This window comes from Streptomyces sp. NPDC048278 (assembly GCF_040652195.1).
Classification (GTDB): domain Bacteria; phylum Actinomycetota; class Actinomycetes; order Streptomycetales; family Streptomycetaceae; genus Streptomyces.
Map to the genome: position 1 here is coordinate 1 of NZ_JBEZLP010000043.1, position 26,078 is coordinate 26,078.

A 26,078-nucleotide genomic window follows, 5' to 3' on the forward strand; every position below is an offset into this window, starting at 1 on the left:
GCCGGTCGCCGAACCGGGCGTGCGTGAGATCGCCGGGATCCGGGAGACGGACCGCGGCGCACGCCGGTGGGGGATGGTCGCCGTATCGGGAGGGAAGGGCACCCGGCCGGTGCCGACCGCCTCGGTATGGCTGTCACGAACATGAAAGGCCCGGGGGCAGACCCCGGGCCATGGGTATTTCTACGGGGTTCTCATGCGTTTCTCATGAAAGCGGGCGCCCCGGTCCCGCTACGGGGCGGGCGTCTGGTTCGCCGCCCACCAGGCCGCGATCTGGGCACGGCCGCCGAAGCCGAGCTTGGCCCGGATGTTCTCGACGTGCCCCTCGACGGTGCGGGGCGACAGCACGAGCATCGCGGCGATCACCCGGTTGTTCATGCCCTGGGCCACCAGCGCGGCCACTTCCCGCTCCCGGCGGGTCAGCGGGGCGGCGCCGGCCGGGGTGGCCGTGTCGGCACCGCTCTCGCCCGTACCGCCGTGTCCGCCGTCGTCGCCGTGCTCGCTGTGGTCGCCGCCCAGGGCATACGCGACCGCCCGGGCGGGGCCGTCGTGGCGACGGCCGCTCTCCGCGAGCGCCTTCTCGTACGCCGCCGGACCCAGGGCCCGTACGACCGCCTCCTCGCACCGGCTGTGCAGTACGCCCAGAAGCGGGCCGAAGGCCAGGATGGTGGTGCCGGTGTCCCGCCACAAGGGGCGCGCCGCGCCCAGCAGCCGCGCCGCCCGCTCGTGGTCGCCGCGGGAGGCGGTGATCCAGGCGAGCAGGTCGATCATCAGCGCCGTCCCGACGTAGTCACCGAAGCCCCTCTCGATCTCCAGGGCGTCCCGGACCAGGGCCGTGGCCGTCTCCAGGTCGTCGTGCAGCCAGGAGTCCAGGCTCAGCGCCCACAGCGCGTGCGCACGGGCCCACCGCTCACCGTGCGCCTGGGAGATCGCGACCGCGCGCCGGCCGGTCTCGGCCGCGCGCTGGTCCTTCGGATGCGTCTGGGCGGCGGCCAGTTGGAACAGCAGGAAAACCGCCTCGGGTCCCTCGCCCAGCGTCGCCCGGGTGGCGAGCGCGTCCTCGAACAGCGACTCGGCCTCCTTCCGCCGCCCCCTGAACATGGCCAGCGTGGCCCGGAAGCACAGGACGTTCGCACGCACCACCACGTCGTTCGACTGCTCGCCGAGCTCCTCCGCCTCGTCCAGCCACCGCTCGGCCGCCGGGTGGTCGCCCTGCAGCAGCGCCACCCAGGCGGCGACCCACAGCGCCGTGGCCCGGGCCGGGGTGGGCTCGGGCGCGGCGGCGAGAGCCCGGTCGAGCCGTCGCCGACCCTCGCCGAGGAACGCGTCGGCGCACCAGTGGAAGCGCAGCGCGGCGACCAGCGCGAGGGTCGCCTGCGGGTCGCCGCCGCAGTCCAGCGCGGCCCGCATGTTGCCCTGCTCGGCGCGGAGCCGGGCCAGCGCCGCCTCCTGGCCGGGGCCGTACCAGCCGTCGGCGAGCCGCTCGGCCAGGGCAAGGAAGAAGTCGCGGTGCCGCAGCAGCAACCGCTGTTCCTCGCCGGATGCGGCGAGCCGCTGTCTGCCGTACCGGCGGATGGTCTCCAGCAGCCGGTAGCGCGGCTGGCCCTCGTGCTCGGTGGCCAGGACGACGGACTGGGCGACCAGCCGGTCCAGCAGATCCAGCACCTCGTCCCGGTCGATGCCCTCTCCCGAGCAGACGCCTTCGGCGGCGTCCAGGCCGAAACCGGAGGCGAAGACCGACAGCCGGTTCCACAGCAGCCGCTCGGCGGGACGGCACAGGTCGTAGCTCCAGTCGATCAGCGCGCGCAGCGTGCGCTGCTGCGGACGGGCGGCCTGGCTGCCGCCCGTGAGCAGCTTGAACCGGTCCTCCTCCAGTCGGTCCACCGCCTGGTCGACGGTGAGGGTGCGCAACCTGGACGCCGCCAGCTCGATCGCCAGCGGCAACCCCTCCAGGTCGGCGCAGAGCCGGCGGACCCCGGCCCAGTTCGCGTCGGTGATCCGGAAGTCAGGCCGGACGGCGGTGGCCCGGTCCCGCAGCAGCTCGACCGCCTCGTCCGGCACGGACAGCGGCGGTACGGTGACGACGTGCTCGCCCGTGAGGCCCAGCGTCTTGCGGCTCGTCGCCAGGATCCGCAGTTCGGCGGAGGCCGACAGCAGCCTGTCGGCCAGCTCGGCGCAGGCGTCCACCAGATACTCGCAGTTGTCCAGCACGATCAGTGCCCGGCGTCCGGCCAGATGCCTCGCGAGGTCGTCCAGGACGGGTCTGGCGCCCAGGTCCGGCACCCCCAGCGCGGTCGCCGCCGCACCCGCGACCGCCGACGGTTCCCGTACCGGGGCCAGGTCCACCAGCCAGCACCCGTCCGCGAAGGCCTTGCCGCACGTCGCGGCCACCGCCAGCGCCAGCCGCGTCTTCCCCACCCCGCCCATTCCGGTGAGCGTCAGCAGCCGCGCGGAGCCGAGGAGGCGGCGGATCTCGACGATGTCCCGTCGGCGCCCCACGAAGGTGGTGAACGCGGCGGGCAGGTTTCCCGCTTCCGAGATCACACCAGGCACTGACACCGTCCTCGTCAATGCCGTCCGTTCGGACCGGGCGGACAGCTCGACACCATGACCTAAAAGGATGATAAATCAGGGGGCAGCCGGCCGGTGGTGTCGAGCAGGTGGGTGCACCATCGTGGATCCCGGCGGCCCCACCCGTCCGGCGGTGCCGGGCGGGGGACGGGGATCGGCCCGGGGACGGGGAGGTCACCGGGAGGCCGGGGGGTCCTCCATCGTGATCGTGGTGTCGTGTTCCACGAGGCGGCGTACGACGGCCCGTTCGTCGGGGGTGTTGTTGGGCTGGTGCAGGGTGAGGGCCAAGGCTCCGTCGGCGAGCCGGAAGACCATCCCGTGACCGCCGTCCGCCGGCCACAGGGCGTGCTCGTCCTGCGTCCAGGGCCCGGTGATCCGCCCGGAGGCGGAGTGGGCGAGGCCCATCGCGTAGCCCTGCTCGCCGTGGCTGGACCAGAGCATGACGAGGTGGCCGCTGCCGAGGCGGAAGAGGAACGGCCCGTCCGTGACGTAGGCGGGGAACTTCACGGACACTCCGGGCAGGGGGCGGGTCCAGGGGGCGTCGGAGGCGTTGAAGAGGAAGACGGGTGTTCCGGTGGTGTGCCGCAGGTCCTCGCTGAGGCGCTGCGCGAGGATCGCCCCGTCGTGGATCTGGGTCCACTCGTGGCAGTACACGATCCAGGGCGTCCCCGACGCGTCGACGTGCAGGGTGCCGTCGAGGCACTGCCACTTGCGTGGGGTGACGGCTCCCTCGCTCCAGGGACCGAACGGGCCCTGGGGCGTGTCGCCGACGAGGATCTGCGTGCCGCGGTAGCCGTCCGGAGCGGTGAAGGTGGCGAACATGTACCAGCGGCCGAGGTACTCGTGCACCTCGGGCGCCCAGAAGGAGCCCTCGCTCCAGAACCCCGTGGGCGGGCGGAAGGCGGCGAACGGGCCTTCCCAGTGCAGAAGGTCGGTGCTGCGGTAGGTGTCGAAGCCGATGCCGGGGCCGTCCCAGATGTTCGGGTCCGTGCTGCCGTAGAGGTGGTAAGTGGAGGTGGCCCGGTCGTGCAGGACGAACGGGTCGCGGATCTGGATCCGGTCGAGTGTCAGGCCCTGTCGCACGGGTTCCGGGACGGCCGTGGCCCGCTCCTGCCCGGTCACGAGCCGCCCGCCGTTCACCGAGCGGACCAGGCCGTCCACCAGGGGCTGCGAGATCTTGCCCTGGCTGAGTTCGACGAGCCGGTCCAGGGAGAACACCCGGGCCGGCCCGAGCTGGGAGACGTCCTGGCCCAGCCGGGTGAGCAGTTCCCGGATCAGGGGGCCGCCGGTGGGGTCCTCCAGCCAGTCGCCCAGGGTGCTCCGGCCGGTCAGTGCTGTGCTCACGCGTCGTTCCTCGTCTGGGAGTGGGGGATGCGTCCGGCTCACGGCCACGGGACGAAGCCCTCGTGCCGTACCGTCCAGCCCTCCGCCGGGAATCCCGGACACGCGCCGTCCGCTCCGTCCCAGCCGGCCGCCATGAGGGAGACGGCCGTGAGGAGGGCGCCGTTGGAGGGGAGGTAGACCGGCAGGAGGCTGCCGATCTGCGGCGTGTGGCCGGTAGGGAGGTAGTGGTTCTTCGGGGTCTGCACGAGCAGCGCGTCCACGGCGAGGTCGGGGCGGCCGACGCGGGTCGCGGTCATCGCCATCACGGGGAAGTCCCAGCCCCAGGCACTGTTCCACTCCCAGTCGTCCAGGACGTCCTGGAGCGTCGCGGCCATGACCGCCGGGTCGACGAGCGGGGTCTCCGGGACGAAGCCGAGGGCGCACAGCAGCGCGGGGTGGTCGTCGCGGCGCAGATACGGCTCGGTGGCGACGGCCGTGTACACGCCGTCGCGCCGATGGGGCAGGGCCAGTCCGTCCTGGACACGCTGCCACTGCTTGTCCCGCTCGCGTCCGGCGCGCTCGCGCCAGCGCTGGGCGATCTCCAGCCCCCACCACCAGTAGGCGAGTTCGAAGGTCGGGTCCTCGGTGGTCGCCGCGTCGTAGAACTCCTGGGCGGGGACCAGCGGCGCCGGCAGGTGGTAGGTGCCGTCGCGCTCCTCGACGAAGGAGGCCATGAACGCGGCGGTTTCCTCGACGAGTTCGGCGAAACGCGGCACCAGGCCGCTCCCGGGGCGGGCGCGGTGCAGCAGTTCGAGGAGGTAGAGGGGGTGGGGCTGCTGCCAGAGCAGGAACACCCCGATGTCCGAGGGGCTTTCGCGGCCGTCGGGGCCGGTCTGCTTGGGCCAGCGGGCCCCTTCGTAGCGCTGGCGGCGGGCGGTGGCGCGGGCCTCGGGGAGGATGGACAGGTACCAGTCGAGGCTGCGTTCGAGGAGTTCGGGGCGGCCCCAGGCGGCGAAGTGGGCCGCGTGCCACCAGTGCATCTCCAGGTGGTGCTTGCCGTGCCAGGAGTTGGTGATCAGCCCGGTCTCCTGAGGCGGCAGGGTGCCGGAGCAGTTGACCGCCGTGAGGTACTGCGAGAGCACCACCCGTCGCTCCAGCTCGGCGGCCCGCGGATCGGTGCTGCCGGTGAGGTCGATCGCGGCGCCGGAGGTCCAGAAGTCCTCCCACCACGCGGCCGAGGCCGCCGCGAGGGCGGTGAAGTCGCCTTCAACGGACGGGACTTCGCCGTCGGGGGAGAAGGACGCGACGAGTTCGAGCGTGTCCGAGCCCGTGGTCAGCAGGTATTCGTGCGGGTTCGCCGTCGGTCGTACGACACCGGCCGGCCAGGTGAGCCGGACGGTGTACGTGGTGTCGTCGAGGGTCCGGCGCAGCACGCACCCCGTCTCGGTGACCTGGTCGAGGTCGGTGCGGTGGCGCTCCGGCGAGGTCCAGTCGCTCGTCTGGAAGAAGCCGTCGCTCGCGTAGGGGAAGCGGATCACGATGCCGGCCAGACCGTCGGCGAGCAGTTCGGACTCGATCCGGAAGGCGACGCGGGCCCGGTGCGGGTCGGCGACGGTGGTGACCGCCGTCTCGTGGCCGGCGTAGGTGAAGCGGCTGCTGACCGTCCCGGTCCACAGGTCCAGGCACTGTTCGGTGTCCCGCAGGGCCTCCGGGCCGGTCTCGGGCTCGGCGTCGGGGGCGGGGCGCAGCAGGAGGCCGATACGGCCGAGGTCGAGGCGTTGCGGGTTGGCGCTGAGCCAGGCTCCGGGGCGCATCTCCTCGGGCAGGTCGCCGCCCATCATGGCGGCGATCCCGAACCTGTCGGGGTAACTCACCGTCCCCCGGGCCGTGTTGTGCTCGGACATGGCGTCCGGGAGGGTGTGGCCCTCGGGGTTCGGCATGGCGTGCCAGCCCCAGGCGCTCATGGTCGCGGTGTGCACGGCGAGCCGGCGTTCCGCCATCGCGGCGCCCTGGTCGTGGTACGCCGGGAACGACTGCATGCCGGTGATGTCGCACGAGTAGGCGAAGTCGCCGTTGCCGACGGTGAGGACGTGGGCGGGGTCCGGCTCGGTCAGCCGGACGGTGTGCCGGCGGACCAGCGACTTCCTGTCGATCAGCGGGTGTTCCATCAGCGGGTGTTCCTTCAACGGGTGTTCCATCAACGCGTGTTCCTTGTGCGACGGTGATGAGGGCTTCATTCGACGGTGATGACGGCTTCGACCGGATCGCAGTCCGGGGCGGTCGCCAGGACGCGGATCTTCCCGGTGCCGGTGGGCCGTACGACGGCCAGAGCGCGGCCTTCGTAGGTGTGCCGTTCGGCCGCGTCGAAGCGTTCCTCGGACGAGGGCGCGGCGCTGCCGAAGCCGACCAGCTCCCCGGCGCCGGACACCTCGACGGAGACGGGGCGATCGGCGGCGGGGTGGAGGGTTCCGGCCGCGTCGGTGAGGGTGAAGGTGACGTAGGCGAGATCGCCGCCGGTCGCCCGGACGACCGGGCGGTCGGCCCCGGCGGTCAGCCGCACCGGACCGTTGGCCCACTGGAGGCTGGTACGGCCGGTCTCGACGCCGTCCCGGTAGGCGACGGCGACCAGTTCCCCGGGGACGTACACGACCTCGAACTCGGTGCGGAAGCGGTGCTCCGCGCCCACGGGCCGGCGCCCGAACGAGTTGCCGTTGCCGAGGAGTTCGACCTCGTCGGCGTCGGAGTACACCTCGACGGTGATCGGCTTGCCCTCCCAGCCGGGCCAGGTCCAGCTCGCGAGGGAGTCGCTCCACGCCCAGGGGCCGCCGATGGGGGTCAGGCCGTGGTGCTCGGGTCGCCGGACGGCGATGTAGGGCTCGGTGCGCAGGCCGAAGACGATCTCGCGGTAGTAGGAGGCGGGGCGCCGGTGGCCGGTGATGTCGATGTCGCCGCAGCCCGCGAGGAGGTGCGGGAAGGGGGCGGTGTGCTCGGGACGGGGGTTCTCCGGCGTCGCGAACTGCGGGCGGCCGATGCCCACTTCGCCGAGGTAGTCCCAGCCGGTCCAGGTGAAGTCGCCGATGACGTGCCCGTGTTCCCGCACCAGCTTCCAGTTGCCGTCGATGCGGGTGGGGAAGGTCTCGGTGCCGAGGATGATGCGGTTCGGGAAGAGTTCGCGGTCGAGGGCGTAGCGGGCCTCGGCGTAGTTCATGCCGGCGACGTCCAGGACGGCGAAGGACTCGGCGGTGCGCCGGGTGACCAGGTCGGAGGCGCTGACGTAGTTGATCATTTCGCCGGCGTCGGCCATCTGGGAGTTGATTCCCCCGCCCGCCGCGGAGTCCTGGGTCTGCTGTGCGCGCAGGGCGGCCAGTTCGGACATCACGGCGAGGAAGCCGTTGACGGCGTTGGTGACATAGCGGGTGGAGTCGAGGGAACGGACCTTCTCGGCGAGCCTGCGTCCCCAGGCGGCGCCGACCGCCGACCCGGTCTCGGGGATCTCGTTGCCGATCGAGTACATGATGACGCTGGGGTGGTTGTAGTCCTTGGCGACCATCGCCTCGACGTCGCGCTCCCACCACTCGGGGAAGTGCAGGCTGTAGTCGAAGCCGTTCTTGGCCGAGGTCCACACGTCGAAGGTCTCGTCGACCACGAGCATGCCGAGGCGGTCGCAGGCGTCGAGCATGGCCCGGCTCATCGGGTGGTGGGACATGCGGATCGCGTTGAAGCCGGCGTCCTTGAGCAGCTCCACCCGGCGCTCCTCCGCGCGGGCGTGAGTGGCCGCGCCGAGCGGGCCGTTGTCGTGGTGGACGCACGCCCCGCGCAGTTTCACCGTACGGCCGTTGAGGCGCAGCCCCTGCTCGGGGTCGAGCCGGAGCGAGCGGATACCGAACCGCACGCTGTCGCTGTCCACCGGATCGCCCTCGGCGCTCAACGCGACCTGGCAGCCGTACAGATGGGGGCTCTCCACGTCCCACAGGCGCGCCTCGCGCACGTACAGACGGGAACGGACGACGGCGTCCTCGCCGGGCAGCACGGTGACCTTGGTGACGTCGCCGGTCACCGTGTTCCCCGAGGCGTCCCGCAGGTTCACCGCGACGTCGAGGGTGCGGATCGCGATCGAGTCGTTGCGCACCCGGGTGGCGACCTCGACCACCGCCCGCTCGCCCTCGCCCTTGCCCTCGCTCTCGCTCTCGACGTCGAGCGTCGTGACGCGGATCCCGTCCGGGACGATGCGCACCAGGTCGCCGGTGAGCATCCGGACGGGGCGGTAGATGCCGGCGCCGGTGTACCAGCGGGAGTCCTGGTGGGCGCGGGCCTCGACGCGGATCTCGTTGTCGGCGCCGTAGCGCAGATAGGGGTCCGCGTCGACGACGAAGTGCGAGTAGCCGTAGGGGCGTTGACCGGCGTAGTCGCCGTTGACGTGGACGGTGGCATCCCGGTAGACGCCCTCGAACTCGAACTGGACGCGCTTGCCGCGCAGCTCCTCCGGGACGAAGAACGTCTTGCGGTACTCGAAGACGCCACCGGGGAAGTAGGCGCCCGCACCTCCCTCCATGGTCACCTCGCCGTCCGGGGCGAGGCGGTCCTGGCCGATCATCGCGTCGTGCGGGAGCGTGACCGGTTCGAACGGGGCCACGGGGCCGGACAGTTCGGCGAAGGGGTTGACCTTGCGCCGGGTCTGCCAGTCGTCGTTGAAGGAGGTGCGGATCATTGCCTGCCTTTGGTGTGTTCGGGTGAGGGGAGGTTCAGGCCGCCTGGCCCGCTTCGACCGCGTGGCCTTCTTCGGCCGCGTCGATGCGACGGGCCTTGGGGATGAGTGCCACCAGTACGGCACCGAGGGCACACGCTCCGGCGACCAGCAGGAAGCCGTTGGTGAAGCCGCCGTCCAGGTAGAACTGGGTGCCCTTCAGGACCGCGCCGTCCTGGGCCATCACCGTGAAGACCAGCTGGCTGACGATCACCTGGATCACGCTCTGGACCAGCCACTGGGAGCCGTTGGCGAGGGCCTGCTCCTCGGGTGCCACCGACTCGATGACCATGATCGGCAGCACGGAGACCACGAGGCCCATGCCCGGTCCGGAGATCACGCCCAGGAGGACGAAGTGCCAGATCTCCGTGTGGAGTTGGGAGGCGACGGCGTATCCGGCGGTGGTCAGGACGCCGCCGACGGCGAACAGTACGCGGGTGTCGACGCGACGGGTGAGCCGTCCGGCGAGGACCGCGGTCACGATCACCAGGACGCTGATGGGCGACTGGACCGCGGCGCTCTTGGTGACGGACCATCCCAGGCCGTCGGAGACCGTCGGGATGGCGGGCATGAGGGTCAGGAGCATGGTGACGGTGCCGACGGCGAAGGTGGCGCCCGCGCCCACCGAGGTGGCCAGGAAGACGGTCCAGACCCGGCGGCGCTTGATCAGCGGCAGCGGGAGCAGCGGGTCGGCGGCACGGGACTCGTAGGGGAGGAACAGCAGCACCGCGAGGATGCCGAGGCCGATCCAGGTCAGGGTCTTTCCGCTGGTCCAGCCCCAGGTGGAGCCCTCGCCGATGCCGTAGACGATCGCGCTGAGCCCGCCGCCGAGCAGCAGTCCGCCGATCCAGTCCATCCGGCGCGCCGCTTCCCGGACCGGGCTCTCGGGCACGCACAGCAGCTGGAGCAGCAGGCACACGGCGGTGGAGACGACGAGGAACCACAGGGCGCCGTGGAAGCCGTGGTGGTCGATCAGCCAGGCCGACAGGAACGGTCCGCCGAGGCCTACCAGGCCGATGCTGGCGGCCAGGACGCCGCTGGCCGTGCCGACCAGGCGCCGCGGGAAGATGTCGCGGGCCAGGGCGTAGGCGATGAACACCGTGGCCCCGTAGGCGCCGGCGAGGACGCGTCCGGCGATCAGCGTCGAGTAGTCGGTGGCGAAGGCGGCGATCGCGTCGCCGAGCAGGCCGACGGCGGTGGCGACGACCAGGACGCGCTTCTTGCCGTACATCGCGGCGGCCTTCATCGCGAACGGCGTCAGGAAGGTGCCGAGCAGGGCGCCCCCGAGGGTGAACCAGGCGATCTGGGTCGTACGGAAGTGGACGGCCACCTCGGCCTGCGAGTTGCCGGCGAGCAGGCCCGCGACGGGGTTCAGCGCGACGGTCCACAACAGGGCGAGGAGTGCGAGGAGATGCCGGGAGGAGAAGCCTGGCTTCTCGGCCTGTGCGCTGCCGAGGGCGGTCTCGGTGGGGGACATGGGGTGCCTTTCGCGGCTCTGTGAAACGTTTCAGTCGGGTCGTGACGACTCGCTGTCCATGGGGGGTGGGGGGAGGGGGTGCGGCACTCGATCACTTTGGGTTAGTGATGCGCGTCAGTGACGCGCGAAAGTAGAAAACATCAGTCCATCCGCGGCGGCAAGATGCCGGAAGGTAACGAGCTGGTAACGCCGATCGCTGTCGGATCGGTGTCAGATCGGTGTCAGGAGGACAGGCGCTGGACCAGCCGCAGACTGGCACCCGGTCCGCCCAGGACCATGCGCCGGCCGGTCAGACCGGCCGCCACGGCCTCGGCCCGCTGGGTACCCGCCTCCCGGAGGTCGAAGTAGACCGTGGAGAGCGGGGGCGCCGCGAAGCGGGCCATGGGGATGTCGTCGGCCCCGACGATCGCGAGGTCGTCCGGCGCGGTCAGCTCCAGTCGGCGCATGGCGGCGAGCAGGGCGATGGCGTGCTCGTCGTTGAACGCGCACACCCCGGTGACCTCCTCGTCCTGCCACCGCCTCACCACACGGGCCAGCGGGGCGATCTCCAGGTCGGCGGCGCCGAGCGCGAGCGGGGGCGCGATGCCCGCGTCCGCGCACGCCTCGGCCACCCCCTGGAGGCGTTCCTCGCCCATGCGGCGGAACCGCGCGGGCGAGGGCAGCAGATAGCCGATCCGGCGGTGACCACGGCCGATCAGATGCTCGGCCTGCATGCGGCCCAGCGGGGGCATGGCGGACAGGTGGGCGTCGGTCGGCGGCAGCACGACCCGCACCCCGAGTCCGTGCAGGGCCTCGACGGTCGCCTCGTCGAACCCCTCGAACCCGAGCACCGCCGAGGCGCCCACCGTGGCGCACACGTCCGGCAGGGGCCGGCCGCGCTCGGCCTCCAGGTGGGTGACCAGGGTCAGGCCGTGCTCCGCGAGGGCGACGGTCAGCTCCTCCACGAAGCGGCTGATGCTCGGGCCGATGGGCAGATCGGGAATGGACAGCAGCACGATGTCGCTGCGGCCGGCGGCCAGCGCGCGGGCGGAGGCGTGCGGCCGGTACCGGAGACGTTCGGCTGCGGCCAGCACCCGTTTCCTGGTCTCCTCCGGGATCGTCTGCCCGGGCCGGTTGTTGAGCACGTAGCTGACGGTCGTGCGCGAGACACCGGCCGCCTCGGCGACATCGGCGCTGGTGATCCGTTTCGCGGGGCGTGTCATGACCCTCTGATCCGTCCGAACCGTCGGCACACCGGCGCGCGTGTCCCGCCCCTCGCGCCCGGCCCGCCACCTGTCGAGGTGTCGGCAGGCACCCCGATGATACGCGTCCCGCGACTCCGTCACTGACGCGCATCAGTCCATGCGGCTCACGGGCGGCAGACGACACGGGTGCGCTCCATCAGGCGCTCCAGCGTCTCGTCCAGGGCGTCGCCCTCGACCAGGCCCACGACCCTCTTCATCGGCACGTCCCGCACCGCCTGGAGCAGCTCCGGCCGGTCGCCCAACTGGGAACCCTGGTCCTCGGGAAGAGCGGCGGTCAGCTCCTGGAGGAGGGTGGAGCCGACGACGGGGTGGGCGATCCACTCACCGAAGGTGGACTCCAGGGTCAGCTCCTGGGCCACGGCGTCTCCGGCGAGGGAGACGGCCGCCTCCGCGATCACTGTGGCCGCGTTCTCGCCGATCTGGACGAGGTACTCGCCCGGCGCGACCGCCCAGCCGCCGTCCTGGACGTCGTAACGGACGTCGTCGCGGACGTCGTAGTGGGCGAAGGCGCGGCGGCCGAGGTCGAAGCCGATCGTCCGCGATTCGCCGGGCGCGAGGCGGACCTTGGCGAAGGCGCGCAGCTCGCGCGCGGGCCGCCGGACCGGTCCCGCCTCGGTGGCCACGTAGACCTGGACGACGTGCTTGCCCGCGCGGGCGCCGGTGTTGGTGACGGTGAGCGAGACGCGGGCCGAGTCGGCGCCGGTGCTCTCCACGGCCAGGTCGCCGACCGCGAAGGTGGTGTAGGACAGGCCGTGCCCGAACGGGTAGCGCACGGGTGCGCCCGTCGTCCCGTACCAGCGGTAGCCCACCATGACGCCCTCCCCGTAACGGACATGGCCCTGCTCGCCGGGGAAGTTCACGAAGCTCGGGTTGTCCTCCAGGCGCAGCGGAATCGTCTCCGCGAGGCGGCCCGACGGGTTGGCCGCGCCGAACAGCAGGTCGGCGATCGCGTGCCCGCCGCCCTGCCCCAGCAGAAACCCTTCCAGGATCGCGTCGACCTCGTCGTGCCAGCCCTCCAGCGAGACGATCCCGCCGTTGGACAGCACCACGACCGTACGGGCCGCCTCGGCGGCGACGGCACGGATCAGGTCGACCTGTACGGCCGGGAGGCACAGGTCGTCCCGGTCGAACCCCTCGGACTCCGCGCTCTCCGCGAGCCCGGCGAAGACGACGGCCACGTCCGAGGAACGGGCGGCGGCCACCGCGGCCTCCCGCAGCACCACGGCGTCACCGGAACCGTCCGGCGTGAAGCCGGGCGCGAACTCCACCGTGCTGCCGTGCGCGGCGGCCGACTCCCGGATCGCGTCCAGGGCGTTGTCGAGCCGGGTCGGGTTGAGGTGCGAGCTGCCCCCCGCCTGGTAACGGGGGGTGGCAGCGAACTCCCCGATGACGGCGATGCGTTGGGCGGATGCCAGGGGGAGGGCGCTGTCCTCGTTCCTCAGCAGGACGGCGCACTCGGCCGCCAGCTCGCGGGCCAGCCGGTGGTGGGCGTCGGCGTCGAACCCGTAGGACCCGGGGGACCCGTCGGTTTCGTCCGACCGCTCGGCCGCGAGACCGGCCAGGGCCGCAATCCGTCGTACGGCGATGTCGACCACGTGTTCGTCCAACTCGCCGTCGCGCACCGCGTCCACGATGCGCCGGGCGTTCTCGGGGGAGGGGCCGGGCATCTCCAGGTCCAGCCCCGCGCGCACGGACGCCACCGGGTCGTGGACCGCGCCCCAGTCGGACACCACCGCTCCGGTGAACCCCCATTCGTCGCGCAGGACCTCGGTCAGCAGCCACCGGTTCTGCGCGGCGTGCACGCCGTTGACCTTGTTGTAGGCGGCCATCACCGTGGCCGGGGCGGCCTCGGTCACGATGTGCTCGAAGGCGGGCAGGTAGATCTCGCGCAGGGTGCGCTCGTCGACGTCGGCGCTGACCCGCATCCGGTCGGTCTCCTGGTTGTTGACCGCGAAGTGCTTCAGCGAGGCGCCCACGCCCTGTTCCTGCTGGCCGCGCACGTGTGCCGCGCCGAGGTGACCGGACAGCAGCGGGTCCTCGGAGTAGTACTCGAAGTTGCGCCCGCACAGCGGCGAGCGCTTGATGTTCACGCCGGGGCCGAGGACGACGTGCACACCGAGGGCGCGGGCCTCGCGTCCCACCGCCACTCCGACGCGCGCGGCGACCTCGGGGTCCCAGCTGCTGCCGACGGCCACCGCGGGCGGGAAGCAGGTGGAGGGCAGGCTCTGGTAGATCCCCATGTGGTCGAACTCCCCGACCTGGCGGCGGACCCCGTGCGGGCCGTCGGTCAGGACGACCGAGGGGAGGCCGGAGTCCTGTACCGGGCGGGTGGACCAGAAGTCCTGTCCCGACAGCAGTGCGGCTTTCTGCTCCAGGGACAGACGGGACGGGTCGATGTCGGGCATGTGGGTGTCCTTCGGGATCGTGGCGGCGGCTCATCGCTCACTGACGCGCGTCAGTGGCGCGCGTCCGTGGACCTTAACCGGGTGACTGTGGGTGGACAAGAGCGAAGAGCCCGACCGGACCCGGAATCATTCCGGGGCCGTATCCACCGCTCCTCCCGGAGGAGGACAGGACCGCGTCGGCTCGTGCAGGGACACCAAGGGGGCTCGTGCAGGGGCACCAGGCGCGATTGCGGGCAGCCGCACGATGCCCCGGCACCCCCTGTCCCGTCAGGCTGGCCGTCCACCCGAAACCTGACCTGGAGACCCGTTTCCCGTGGCTACCTTGCTCTACCGTCTGGGCCGGACCGCCTTCCGGCGCCGCTGGCTCGTGGTGCTGTTGTGGGCGGTGATCCTCGGCGGCGCCGGGGCCGGCGCCGTCACGGCGCCCGCCTCCTCCGACGACGGCACGTCGTTCATGCCCGGCATCGAGGCGCAGAAGGCGTTCGACCTGATCGGGGACCGCTTCCCCGGCACGGACGCCAACGGCGCCGACGCGCGGATCGTGTTCGTGGCGCCCGACGGCGGGAAGGTGACGGCCGCCGGTAACCGGGCCGCCATCGACGCCCTCGTGACGGAGGCGGCCGACGAGCCGAAGGTCCTGAACGCCGTGAGCCCGTTCAAGGCGGGCGCGGTGAGCGAGGACGGCTCCACCGCCTACGCCACCGTGAACTTCAAGGTGACGGCCGACGACCTCACCGACGCCGACAAGGCCGCCCTGGAGAAGGCCATCGGCGAGGCGCGCACGTCCGGTCTCACGGTCGAGGTCGGCGGCACCGCCCTCGCCGAGCAGCCCGCGGCGGGCGGCAGCGCCGAGGCCATCGGCATCGGTCTCGCCGCGGTGATCCTGCTGATCACGTTCGGCTCCCTCGCGGCGGCGGGTCTCCCGCTGCTCACCGCCGTGATCGGCGTCGGCACCAGCATGGCCGCGATCATGGCTCTCGGCAGCGTCTTCGGACTCTCCCTGACCACGGGCACGCTCGCCTCGATGCTCGGACTCGCGGTCGGTATCGACTACGCCCTGTTCGTGGTCTCCCGCTACCGGGAGGAGCGCGCGAACGGGCATGCCCCGGGCGAGGCGGCCGGACTCGCGGTCGGCACCGCCGGCTCCGCGGTGGTCTTCGCCGGGCTGACGGTCGTCATCGCGCTGGCGGGCCTGACCGTGGTCGGCGTTCCGATGCTGACCAAGATGGGTCTGTGCGCGGCGGGCGCGGTGGTCGTCGCCGTCTTGGTGGCCCTCACCCTGGTGCCGGCGCTGCTGGGCATGTGGCCGGACGCGGTGCTGTCCCGCCGTACCCGCAAGGGCGGCCCGGCCCGGCGGGCGACCGACAACGGCGGCTCCCGGTGGGCGCGGTTCGTGATGCGCCGCCCGGTGGCCGTGCTGGTGGCGTGCGTCGCGGGCCTGGGCGTCCTGGCCGTGCCCGCCGCGAGCCTGGAGATGGGCATGCCGGGTGCCGAGTCCAAGCCGGTCTCGTCGACGGAACGGCGTGCCTACGACGCCCTCGCGGACGGCTTCGGCGCGGGATTCAACGGGCCGCTGACGATCGTCGTCGACGCCAGGGGCGCGGCCGGCACCAAGACGGCCAATGCGACCAGGGCGGCCAAGGCGGCCGTGAAGGAGATCGCCGAGGAGATCGGCGCCACCGACGGGGTCGTGTCCGTCTCCTCGGCACGGTTCAACCCGGCCGGTGACACCGCGCTGTTCTCCGCGGTTCCGGCCACCGGCCCGAACGACGAGCACACCAAGGACCTCGTCCGCACCATCCGCTCGGAACGCGCCGCCCTGGAGCGCGCGACGGGAGCGACCTTCGAGGTCACCGGCAGCACCGCGATGAACATCGACATCGCCGAGGCCCTCCAGGCCGCGCTCGTGCCTTACCTGGCCGTCATCGTCGTACTGGCCCTGCTTCTGCTGCTGGTGGTCTTCCGGTCGGTGCTCGTACCGGTCAAGGCCGCCTTCGGCTTCCTGCTGTCGGTGCTGGCCGCCCTCGGTTCGGTCGTGGCGGTCTTCCAGTGGGGCTGGGGCGCGGGGCTGCTGGGCGTGGAGCAGGCCGGTCCGATCATGAGCCTGATGCCGATCTTCCTGGTGGGCATCGTGTTCGGCCTGGCCATGGACTACGAGGTGTTCCTCGTCGCCCGGATGCGGGAGGCGTACGTCCACGGTGACCGGGCCCCCGACGCGGTCGTCTCCGGGTTCCGGCACAGTGCCCGGGTGGTCGTCGCCGCGGCGGTCATCATGATCGCGGTGTTCTCCGGGTTCGTCGGTTCCGGCGAGTCGATGGTCAAGACGATCGGGTTCGGGCTCGCGGTGGCGGTGCTGTTCGACGCGTTCGTGGTACGGCTGGCGCTGGTGCCCGCGGTCCTGGCACTGCTCGGCGACCGGGCGTGGTGGCTGCCGGGCTGGCTGGACCGGCTGCTGCCCCGCGTCGACGTGGAGGGGGCGGGGCTCGCGACAGCGCCGCCGGTGGCGGGCGGCGAGGCCGCACCGCAGGAGCCGGTCCGGGTCTGACGGCCGCACCCGTGGTCGCGGCGCCGAGCAGCAGGGCGCCGCGGCCCGCGATATGTGAGCATGGCTGTTCCCTGGAGTGTTTCGGAGCGTGATGAGTACCAGCTGGCGGCACCGGGCGGCGACCCACCGGAAAGCCCTGGACCTCTCGGTCCTCGTCCTGCTGTTCGCCGTCACCTTCACCGGCCTCCTGCTCACCCGGGCACTGGCCTCCGGTCCACTGGCCCTGTGGCCCGGCATCGCCCTGTCCGCGCTCGCCTGCGCCGCGCTGCACTGGCGCCGCAGCCACCCTCTGACCGTGCTCGCCGGCACCGCGCTGTGCACGATGGCCGTGGGCGCGCTGGACTACCTCCTGACCCCGCTGCTGATGGGCCCGCTCCTGGTCGCGCAGTACGCCACGAGCCTGCGCACGCCCCGGCGCACCGGATGGAACAGCGCCCTGATCGTCACCGGCTGCGTGGTGGCCAGTGGCCTGGTCTTCCCCTCCTTCCTCGACTCCCTGGTCTTCTCCGTGGTCAACCCCGCCGCGTGGATCCTGCTCTGCGCCGCTCTCGGCAGCTACCGGCGGGTGCGCCGCGAGTACGCCGTGGCCCGCGCCGAGTACAGCGACCGGCAGCGTGAGGAAGAGGCACGCCACCGGGTCGTCCAGGAACGCATGCGTATCGCGCGCGAACTGCACGACGTGGTCGCCCACCACCTGACCCTGGCCGACGCCCAGGCCGGAGCCGTGAAACACCTCGTGCGGACCCGGCCCGACAAGGCCCAGGAGATCATCGACAGGCTCCCGGAGACGACGGCCGCGGCCCTGCGCGAACTCAAGGCCACGGTCGGGCTGTTGCGGGAGGACACCGACCCCGCCGACGACCTGGCCCCCGCGCCGGGACTCGACCGGCTGCCCGACCTGGTCGAATCCTGTGCGGCGGCCGGACTCCAGGTCACCGTCACCGTCGAGGGGCAACGGTGCCCGCTCGGCCACGTACGCGATCTGACGGCCTACCGGATCCTCCAGGAAGCACTCACCAACGTCACCAAGCACGGCGCCGGCCGCACCGCCGAGGTACGGCTCGCCTACGCGCCCCGGCGTCTGACCCTGACCGTCACCAACGCCACCGCCCCCGGCCGCACCCCCGCGCCGCCCGGCCCGGACGGCGGTTTCGGCCTGATCAGCATGCGCGAACGCGCCACATCGGCGGGCGGCACCTTCCACGCGGGCCACCGCACCCAGGGCGGCTTCGAAGTCGTCTGCACCCTGCCGCTGGACACCCTGCCCGGCAGCGCCACCGACAGCGACCACGAAAGCCCCGCCCCATGACCATCCGTGTCCTGCTCGCCGACGACCAGGCCCTGCTCCGGGCCACCTTCCGCATCCTCATCGACTCGGCCGACGACCTGACGGTGGTCGCCGAGGCAGCCGACGGGCGGGAGGCCGTCGAGCTCACCGAGACGCACCGGCCCGACGTGGTCGTCATGGACATCCGGATGCCGAACCTCGACGGAGTGGCGGCCACCGCCGCGATCTGCTCCCGGCCGGAGCTGACGGGCACCCACATCCTCGTCCTCACCACCTTCGAGAACGACGAGAACGTCGCCAAGGCCCTGCGTGCCGGCGCGAGCGGCTTCCTCGGCAAGGGCGTCAGCCCCGACGTCCTGTTGTCGAGCATCCGCGTCGTCGCGGCCGGCGAAGCCCTCCTCTCACCCACCGCCACCCGCGCCCTCATCACCCGCTTCCTGACCACCCCGGACACCGACGACCTCCTCGCCCTCCCCGACGCCGTCAAGGCGCTGACCGACCGTGAACGCGAGGTCGTGACGCTGGCCGCGCACGGCAGGTCCAACGCCCAGATCGCCGACCGGCTCGTGCTGAGCCCGCTGACCGTACGCAGCCACATCCAACGGGCCATGACCAAGCTCGACGCCCGCGACCGCGCCCAGCTCGTGGTCATCGCCTACCAGAGCGGACTGGTGAAACCGCAGTCCCCCGCGTCGCGTCCGCCGGACGCCCTCTGACCGCCGGAACCCCGCAGGGCGAGCACGGCGTCGAGCTCGCGGCCTTCACCCATGGCAGAAAGCGTCCGGGGCCCGGTGCGTCCGGGTGGAACCGACCCGGCGAATGCCGCGTCCGCCACGCCGTGGCTTCCGGGGATGCGACGCGGCGCCCCGGATACCCGGCGCCGATGGACAGGACCCTTGAGCAACTGGCCGCCGCCGGCTCGACGGCGGGGTCGATCGTGATCGTCGGAGTCGTCGTGCGGGCGGGCGCCGGGCAGCCGGTGGCGGGCGGCGACGAGGGCGGCGTCGATGTCCCGGGTTCCGGTCGAGACGCACAGCGTGTAGGCGATGTCGTTCATCCGCCGGCGAGGTGGTCGCGGGCCTCGCGTGGAAAGCTGGGTAGGAGACTTGTCCAGGCGTGACGAGTGGCGGAGGACGACGGGTGGAATGGGGTCGGTTCGCGGAGCAGATGGCGTCGATGGCGCGGGATCTGCTGGCACAGGACTCGGTCGACGCCACACTGCGTCGGATCACCGCGTCGGCCACCGAACTGGTCGAGGGCTGTGACGCGGCGGGCATCCTCGTGCTGCACGACGCGCAGGTGGAGACACTCGCCCCCACTCACCAACTGGTCATCGACAGCGACCGGTTGCAGCAGGCGCTGGGGGAAGGGCCGTGCTACGACGCCGCCCGGACCTCGCAGGGTGACCGGGTCTTCCGTATCGCCGACCTCACCACCGAGCATCAGCGCTGGCCCGCCTACGCGCCCCAGGCGTGCCGGCTCGGCGTCGGCAGCATGATGGGCTTCCTGTTGTTCACCGAAGAGGAAGATCTCGGCGCGCTGAACCTCTACTCCCGTGAGCCCGGCGCGTTCACCCAGGCCAGTGAGCTGGCCGGATGGCTGCTGGCCTCCCATGCGGCGGTCGCCTTCTCCGCCGCCCGTACCCACGCCCAGCTGGAAAGGGCCCTCGCCACCCGTCACTCCATCGGCGAGGCCATGGGCATCATCATGGGCAGCCACCGTCTCTCCGAGGAGGAGGCGTTCAACGTGCTGCGCCGTTACTCCCAGGCGAACAACATCAAGCTCCGCGAGGTCGCCCGCAGGGTCTGCGAGGAGGGCACCCTGTCGTGAGCCCGGGTGAACGGCTCCCCCGGCACTTCTGCTGAACCGGAGAAGCCTGGGCCGGGCCAGTCCCCGGGGGAACGCTGCTGAACCCGCCCTGCCCGCCAAGTCCCCCGTACGACCGCCCCCACACCTGCACCGGGGGACCGGACCGGGCGGGCTCTGGCGCTGGATCGGGGTACGGGCCTCCGTGCGAGAATGCCGGTGTTCCCTGCCCCGTTCGCCGCGTTCCGCACCGCGCTGATCCATCGAGGTCTCCGTGTCCAAGCCCGTCGCCCGTGAGCCGTTGCGCCGCAATTCGCGGGCGAACCGGGCGCGCATCCTGGTCACGGCCCGTCGGGAGCTGGGGCGGAACCCGGACCTCACTCTGGAGGAGCTGGCGCGCGCCGCGGGTGTCGTACGGCGCACTCTGTTCGGGCACTTCCCCGGGCGCGCCGCCCTGCTGGAGGCCCTCGCCGACGAAGCCTCCGAAACGCTCAGGTCCGCGGTGGTCACGGGTGTCGAGGGCGCGCAGGGGGAGTCGGTCGAGCGCGTGCTGGCGCACCTCGTGCTGTCGATGTGGCCGGTGGGCGATCGGTACCGTCTGCTCCTGGCGCTGGCCAGGCGGGATCTCGGAGCGGAGCGGGTGGCCGAGGTGCTGGCCCCGGCCCGCGCGGTGACCACGGCCGTTCTGGAGCGTGGGCAGCGGGACGGCGTGATCCACGCGCATCTTCCGGCCGCTGTGCTGAGCGCCGGCCTGGAGGCGATGACGGTCGCGCTGCTGGAGGCGGTCAACACCGGGGCGCTGGAGGACGACGGCGGGACCCGGGTCGCCATCACCACGCTCATCGCGGCCGGCGTGCCCGAGGAGCGAGCGTGCGCCGTGGTCGAGGACGTCGCGTCGACGGTGGCCGTGGAGACGTCGGAGACGGCGGAGGCGGCGGAGACGTTGGACGGCGGCTGAGCCCCCTCCCCGATGCCTGAGGAATCCCGTCCGCCCCCGCATTCCGTGCGGGGGCGGAGTCGTCCGGCGGTCGACCGTGACGAGCCTCTCAGGCGTCGGCTTCCAGGCGGACGAGATAATTGCTCGATGTCGTGCAATTATCTTTCGTGTTCCTGGCTTCGCAGGCGGCGCGCTGGTGCGCCATGCCTCCGGCCCAGACATCCGACCACCTGTGGAGAAGCGCAGTGAATCTCGGCGGATCAGACGACCTGACCCTCCCTCACCAGGGTCACACCGTGGCGCTCCTCGGCGGCCGGTACGAGCTGCGCCACCTGCTCGGCTCCGGCGGCATGGCCGAGGTCCACCTCGCGCACGACCTCCGGCTCGACCGCGTCGTCGCTGTGAAGTCCCTGCGGACCGACCTCGCCCACGAGCCCGCGCTCCAGGAGCGGTTCCGGCGGGAGGCCCAGTCCACGGCCTCGCTCAACCACCCTGCCATCGCCGCCGTCTACGACACGGGCGAGGAGACGGCGTACGGGGGGACACTGCCGTACCTGGTGATGGAGTACGTCGAGGGGACGACCCTGCGCGAGGCCCTGCACGCCGGGCCGCCGCTGACGGTCGAGCGTGCCCTGGAGGTGACGGCCGGGATCCTGCGGGCGCTCTCGCACTCGCACCGGCAGGGCATCGTGCACCGGGACATCAAGCCCGCCAACGTCATGCTGACCTGGGCCGGCGACGTCAAGGTGATGGACTTCGGGATCGCTCGTGACGCGCGGGACGTCGGCATGACACAGACGTCCGTGGTCATGGGGACAGCCCAGTACCTCTCCCCGGAACAGGCGACGGGACGGGACATCGACGCGCGGTCCGACCTGTACTCGACCGGCTGCCTGCTGTACGAACTGCTCACCTTCCGCACGCCGTTCACCGGCGATTCGCCGATGGCGGTGATGTACCAGCACACCCAGGAGCCCCCGCGCCCGCCGAGCCTGTACAACCCCGAGATCGGCCCGCAGGCCGACGCGATCGTGCTGCGCGCCCTGGAGAAGGACCCCGCGTACCGCTACCGGTCCGCCGAGGAGATGCTCGCCGACATCGAAGCGTGCCTCGGGGTGGGAGGCCCCGGGGCGGCCGGCGCCCGGCCGACATCGGTGCACGACGTCGTGTACGACGACCCGGAGGAGCCGCCCCGGCGCCGCAGGGCGACCGTGGCGCTGGCCGTGGCAGGCGTCGTCGTCCTTGCGCTGGCGGGTGTCGTGGGCTGGCTGATGTTCGGCGGAGGCAAGGCCGACGACGGCAGGGCCGACGTTCCGGCCTTGGTCGGGCAGACCCTGACGGAGGCCAAGCGCTCGGCGGACAACGTCGGTCTGACGGTCACCGTCGCGAAGCGGGAGCCCTGCGCCGACCAGCCCGAGGGGCACGTCTGCGAGCAGAGTCCCACGGACGGGAGGCTCACCAAGGGCGAGGCGGTCTCGGTCACCGTCTCCACCGGGGCGCCCAAGGTCGAGGTGCCGGACGTGACGGACAAGAACCAGGACGACGCGTCCCGGATTCTGGAGGACAAGGGCTTCAAGGTGAAGGTCCGGCAGGTGGAGTCGGAGACCGAGGACGCCGGGACCGTCCTCAGACAGAACCCGGACGGCGGCGAGAAGGTCGAGAAGGGCACCGAGGTCACTCTCACGGTGGCCGAGGAGGCGGCGAAGTCGACCGTTCCGGATCTCGGCGGCGTGACCGTGAGCGAGGCCCGCAGGCTGCTGGCGGCACAGAACCTGAAGCTGGGCAGCACGACCGAGGTGGAGAGCGACGCCACGGCCGGGACCGTGATCGGTCAGAGCTCCGCCGCGGGCCAGGAGGTCGATCCGGGCACGGCGATCGACATCAAGGTCGCCAAGGCCGTGCAGACCGTGCGGATTCCGTCCGACATCGTCGGCAAGACCCTCGCGGAGGTCCAGAGCGAGCTGAGTGCCCTCGGCCTCCAGACCAGTGTCGCCACCGGCTACGCCCAGGCGTCCGACGCGGTGGTGACGTCGAGTACGCCGGCGGCCGGCAGCGAGGTGACGGCGGGCAGCACCGTGGTCGTGGTCACCCAGGCCGCCGGTACCGGGACATCGGGCGACGACACCTCCACGGACGGCGGTACGCAGACGCCGACGTCCCAACTGCTGCCGGCTCTCCCGTTCCCGGGGTGACGCCCGGACGGCCGTGTCCGACCGGGCGAGGTGGCCGGCCGGCCATGCCCTCGGACGCGGCCCGGTGGCGGCACGAACGGTGACGGTGGTCTTCGGCGAAGCCCTGGCCGTGGGATGTGCGGCCGGACGGCAGGTGCGTGTCCCGGACAGCAGAAGGACGGTGCCGGGTCCTCGACCGGCACCGTCCCGGGGCCGTGCGCCGCTCAGGCACGACCCGTCTCCGCGCGTGGGCTCAGACGGAGCCCACGGTCTCGGCGTGCTCGGCGGGCGTGTTCGCCGCGTCCGGGGAGCCGGGCTTCGCCCCGCGCTCACGGCCGGGCAGCACCGCCAGGACGATCATCGTCCCGGCGGCCATGATGATTCCGCCGACCAGGCTGGTCCGGGCGATGCTGTGCGCGAAGGCTTCGTGGACGGCGTCGACCAGCGCCTGAGCCTGCTGGGCGCCGCCGGCCGGGTTCTTCGCGACTTCCTGGGCCACCGCCAGGCCGCCTCCCACCGAGTCCTTGGCCGTCTCCAGCGCCGTGTCCGGGAGGTGGCCGCCGACCAGGTCGGTCAGCCTGTCCCGGTAGGCGGTCCCGAGCAGGGAGCCGAGCAGGGCGATACCGAGGGAGCCGCCCAGTTCCACCGAGGTGTCGTTGGCGCCGCCGCCGACGCCCAGTTCGGACTCGGGGAAGGAGGCCATGATGGTGTCGGTGGCGGGGGAGACGCTGAGGCCGATGGCGAAGCCCAGCATCATCATCGGGGCCAGGAAGGCCGGGTAGGTCGAGCCCTTGTCGATCTGCGTGAGCAGGAAGACGCCGGCCGTGCCGATGACCATGCCCGTCACCACCATGGCCTTCACACCGAGCCTCGGCGTCAGGCGCCCCGTGAGCGCGGCGCCCACGACGACGGCACCGGCCAGCGGCAGCAGTCGTACGCCGGTCTCCAGCGGCCCGTAGTCCAGGACGAACTGCAGGTACTGGGTGGAGTAGTAGATCGCGCCGAAGGTGCCGAAGAAGAAGAACAGCACCGCGATCATCGAGCCGCTGAACGGCCGCTCGGCGAACTTGCGGACGTCCAGCATGGGGCTCGGGTGGCGCAGCTCCCAGGCGACGAAGGCAAGCAGACCGACTCCGGCGACGACGGCCGCGGTGATCGGGCCGGTGCCCCAGCCGAAGTGCGGGCCCTCGATGGTGGCGTAGACCAGGGAGCCGATGGAGACGATCGACAGCAGCCCGCCGACGTAGTCGATGCGGCCCATGTCCCGCGCCCTGGACGGGGGGACCAGCACCAGCGCGCCGACGACGGCGACGACGGCGATGGGCACGTTGATCAGGAACGTGGAGCCCCAGGCATGGCTCTCCAGCAGCCAGCCGGCGATCAGCGGGCCGACGGCGATGGCGAGGCCGGACGTCGCGGACCAGGCCGTGATGGCCTTGACGCGCTCGCCGCGCGGGAACATGGCGACCAGCAGGGACAGGGTGGCCGGCATGACCACGGCGGCACCGACGCCCATGATCGCGCGGGCGGTGACGACCAGGCCGGTCTCGTCGACCAGGCTGCCCGTCACGGCGCCGACCGCGAAGACCAGCAGGCCGGTGACCAGGGCGCCGCGGCGGCTGTACTTGTCGCCTATGGCGCCGAGGACCAGCATCAGCGCGGCGTACGGGACGGTGTAGCCGTCGATGACCCACTGCAGGTCACTGCTGCTCAGGTCCAGGTCCCTCGTCATGCCCGGCGCCGCCACGATCAGCGACGTGTTCGCCATGACGACGATCAGCAGGCTCAGGCAGAGCACGATCAGTGCCCACCAGCGCCGTGCGTACGGGCCGGTCATCTTCTCGACGGGTGTGGTGGCAACAAAGGGCACGGGGGTCTCCCAGGCGACGAGTTTTTTGCACATCGATGAGCAGACTAGTTTCCTGCTCGTCCATGTGCAAATATCGGGGTGCCCCCCCAATTCCGCTCCGTACCGAGGTGCCGACATGAGCAGCCCGACGCCGGCGACGGCCCCGCCGCCCCCGCGGCGACGCCGGACCACGCGCCTCACCCGCGCCCGCATCCTGGAAGCCGCCCGGCGGGAACTGGGCCGCAATCCCGACAGCAGCCTGGGTGAGATCGCCGAGGCCGCCGGGGTGGCCCGGCGCACGGTCTACACGCACTTCGCCGGCCGGGCGGCGCTGGTGGCCGGACTCGCCGAGGAGGCCACGGAGGCGGTACGCCTCGCGATCGCCGTCACCGCGCCGGACTCCGGTCCCGGCCCCGAGGCCGCCCTGGCCCGCTTCGTCCTCACCCTCTGGCCGGTCGGTGACTGCTACCGCACGCTGATCGGTCTCGCCGGACAGGATCTCGGTCCCGACGAGGTCCGCGAGGTCCTCGCCCCGGCCCGCGAGACGGTCGCCGACATCCTCGCCGAGGGGCAGCGCCACGGCGTCTTCCAGGCGGCGGTCCCGCCCGGCCCGCTCAGCAACGCCATCGAGGCCCACCTGCTGGCGCTCCTCGGCGCGGTGAACCGCGGGATCTGGGCGGACGACGGCACCGGTGCGGCCGTCGCCGCCCTGATCGCCGCCGGAGTCGACCGCGTCACCGCCGCGGCCACGGTCCGCCGACTGCGCGGCACCACACCGCTCCCCACCGCACATCGCCCCCACTGAAGGAGGAACCGCCCATGTCCGCTTCCCGGAACGGGTACGACGACGGTTCGCAGTACCGGTACGACGACGGCTCGTCGTACGAGCCGTACTACCCCCCGTACGACGCCTGGGGCGACGGCTCCGTCGCCCCGGGTGCCGTGCCCGGATCGACGGAGGACCACGGACCTCGCCCTCCCCGGCGACGACGGCTCGGCTTCGCGGTCGGTGCCCTCGTCGCGCTGGCGCTCGTCCCCCTCGCGGCCGACCGGTTCGTCGCGGTGCGCATCGAGTCCCGCACGGCCAAGGCGTTCCAGGAGGGCATGCGCACGCCCCTGCCGCCGGAGGTCCACGTCCGCGGCTTTCCCGTCCTGACCCAGGCCGCCTCCGGCACTCTGCGGCGCGTCGACATCACGGCCCACGACATACCGGCCGACGGCAGCGACCGCCCGCTCCCGGTGACCGAACTCTCCCTGCGTCTGGACGGGTTGACCAAGTCCGACGACGACAGCGAGGCGCGGGCGAAGAGCGCCGAGGCGACCGCCCGCCTGTCCTACCCGGACCTGTCGGACAGCCTGGGCCTTGAGGTCTCCCAGGGGGACCGCCCCGGTCGGGTGAGCGCGGTGGTGCCCCTGCCCTTCGGGGACCAGGTCACCGTGACGACGAGCGTCACCGCGGCCACCGGCAACAGCATCGTCTTCCGGGACTTCAAGGTCACGGGCGGCGCGCTGCCCGACGTCGGCAGCCGGCTGCTCGACAAGGTCCTCGCGCAGCCGATCCGGTTGCGGAACATCCCCAGCGGTCTGAAGCTGCGTTCGCTCACCAGCACGGCCGACGGACTCACCGCCGGCTTCTCGGGCAGTTCGGTCACCTTCCGGGCCGAGGGCACGTCGCAGGACGGCGCCTCGCGGTCCGGGACCACGAGCGGGAAGGCCTGATG

At 72.1% G+C, this 26,078-nt stretch carries 16 protein-coding genes and 1 pseudogene; 8 read left to right on the plus strand and 9 right to left on the minus strand.

From position 1 onward, the window contains the following. Positions 1-228: 228 nt before the first annotated feature. From AB0D74_RS43615 to AB0D74_RS43645, 7 genes are all read right to left on the minus strand, one after another. Positions 229-2,550, minus strand: a complete 2,322-nt coding sequence (locus AB0D74_RS43615; RefSeq protein ID WP_362599853.1) for a LuxR C-terminal-related transcriptional regulator — start codon at positions 2,548-2,550, stop codon at positions 229-231. Positions 2,551-2,742: 192 nt separating this feature from the next. Then, positions 2,743-3,912: a glycoside hydrolase family 43 protein gene (locus AB0D74_RS43620; RefSeq protein ID WP_362599855.1), complete on the minus strand. Its 1,170-nt coding sequence runs from the start codon at positions 3,910-3,912 to the stop codon at positions 2,743-2,745. Between the two features lie 38 nt (positions 3,913-3,950). Beyond that, the gene (locus tag AB0D74_RS43625) at positions 3,951-6,089 is read right to left on the minus strand and encodes a hypothetical protein (protein ID WP_362599857.1); all 2,139 of its coding nucleotides are present in this window, start codon (positions 6,087-6,089) and stop codon (positions 3,951-3,953) included. Between the two features lie 35 nt (positions 6,090-6,124). Then, on the minus strand, positions 6,125-8,599 hold the full coding sequence (locus tag AB0D74_RS43630; RefSeq protein WP_362599859.1) for a glycoside hydrolase family 2 TIM barrel-domain containing protein: 2,475 nt from the start codon (positions 8,597-8,599) through the stop codon (positions 6,125-6,127). Positions 8,600-8,633: 34 nt separating this feature from the next. Continuing rightward, positions 8,634-10,112, minus strand: coding sequence for an MFS transporter (locus tag AB0D74_RS43635; RefSeq protein WP_362599861.1), 1,479 nt, complete (start codon positions 10,110-10,112; stop codon positions 8,634-8,636). A 221-nt stretch (positions 10,113-10,333) separates the two neighbouring features. Next, complete coding sequence (locus AB0D74_RS43640) at positions 10,334-11,314, minus strand: LacI family DNA-binding transcriptional regulator (RefSeq protein WP_362599863.1); 981 nt, start codon at positions 11,312-11,314, stop codon at positions 10,334-10,336. 146 nt (positions 11,315-11,460) lie between these two features. Beyond that, entirely contained in the window at positions 11,461-13,761 is a 2,301-nt protein-coding gene (locus tag AB0D74_RS43645) for a glycoside hydrolase family 3 C-terminal domain-containing protein (RefSeq protein WP_362599865.1), read from the minus strand. Between the two features lie 313 nt (positions 13,762-14,074). Here AB0D74_RS43645 and AB0D74_RS43650 point away from each other — a divergent pair, with 313 nt between their 5' ends. The 3 genes from AB0D74_RS43650 to AB0D74_RS43660 all read left to right on the plus strand — a co-directional run bounded on the left by AB0D74_RS43650 (position 14,075) and on the right by AB0D74_RS43660 (position 18,310). Continuing rightward, positions 14,075-16,306, plus strand: coding sequence for an MMPL family transporter (locus tag AB0D74_RS43650; RefSeq protein WP_362599867.1), 2,232 nt, complete (start codon positions 14,075-14,077; stop codon positions 16,304-16,306). Between the two features lie 91 nt (positions 16,307-16,397). Continuing rightward, positions 16,398-17,615, plus strand: coding sequence for a sensor histidine kinase (locus tag AB0D74_RS43655; RefSeq protein ID WP_362599869.1), 1,218 nt, complete (start codon positions 16,398-16,400; stop codon positions 17,613-17,615). Next, complete coding sequence (locus AB0D74_RS43660) at positions 17,612-18,310, plus strand: response regulator transcription factor (protein ID WP_362599871.1); 699 nt, start codon at positions 17,612-17,614, stop codon at positions 18,308-18,310. Before AB0D74_RS43655 ends, AB0D74_RS43660 begins: the two co-directional genes overlap by 4 nt. 230 nt (positions 18,311-18,540) lie before the next feature. Here AB0D74_RS43660 and AB0D74_RS43665 read toward each other — a convergent pair. Beyond that, a pseudogene (locus AB0D74_RS43665) lies at positions 18,541-18,708 on the minus strand (DUF5133 domain-containing protein); the annotation flags it as partial. Between the two features lie 26 nt (positions 18,709-18,734). Between AB0D74_RS43665 and AB0D74_RS43670 the strand changes: the two are divergent. The 3 genes from AB0D74_RS43670 to AB0D74_RS43680 all read left to right on the plus strand — a co-directional run bounded on the left by AB0D74_RS43670 (position 18,735) and on the right by AB0D74_RS43680 (position 22,529). Continuing rightward, positions 18,735-19,424, plus strand: a complete 690-nt coding sequence (locus tag AB0D74_RS43670) for a GAF and ANTAR domain-containing protein (protein WP_362599873.1) — start codon at positions 18,735-18,737, stop codon at positions 19,422-19,424. Between the two features lie 250 nt (positions 19,425-19,674). Next, positions 19,675-20,358, plus strand: a complete 684-nt coding sequence (locus tag AB0D74_RS43675; RefSeq protein ID WP_362599875.1) for a TetR/AcrR family transcriptional regulator — start codon at positions 19,675-19,677, stop codon at positions 20,356-20,358. A gap of 275 nt (positions 20,359-20,633) precedes the next feature. Then, positions 20,634-22,529, plus strand: a complete 1,896-nt coding sequence (locus AB0D74_RS43680; protein ID WP_362599877.1) for a PASTA domain-containing protein — start codon at positions 20,634-20,636, stop codon at positions 22,527-22,529. Positions 22,530-22,761: 232 nt separating this feature from the next. Here AB0D74_RS43680 and AB0D74_RS43685 read toward each other — a convergent pair whose 3' ends face one another. Further along, on the minus strand, positions 22,762-24,378 hold the full coding sequence (locus tag AB0D74_RS43685; protein ID WP_362599879.1) for an MFS transporter: 1,617 nt from the start codon (positions 24,376-24,378) through the stop codon (positions 22,762-22,764). 115 nt (positions 24,379-24,493) lie between these two features. On the opposite strand from AB0D74_RS43685, the gene AB0D74_RS43690 reads away from it, so the two are divergent. Together AB0D74_RS43690 and AB0D74_RS43695 are read left to right on the plus strand one after the other, a co-directional pair. Continuing rightward, complete coding sequence (locus tag AB0D74_RS43690; RefSeq protein ID WP_362599881.1) at positions 24,494-25,162, plus strand: TetR/AcrR family transcriptional regulator; 669 nt, start codon at positions 24,494-24,496, stop codon at positions 25,160-25,162. 14 nt (positions 25,163-25,176) lie between these two features. Beyond that, the gene (locus tag AB0D74_RS43695; protein WP_362599883.1) at positions 25,177-26,076 is read left to right on the plus strand and encodes a DUF2993 domain-containing protein; all 900 of its coding nucleotides are present in this window, start codon (positions 25,177-25,179) and stop codon (positions 26,074-26,076) included. The last annotated feature ends 2 nt before the right edge of the window (positions 26,077-26,078 follow it).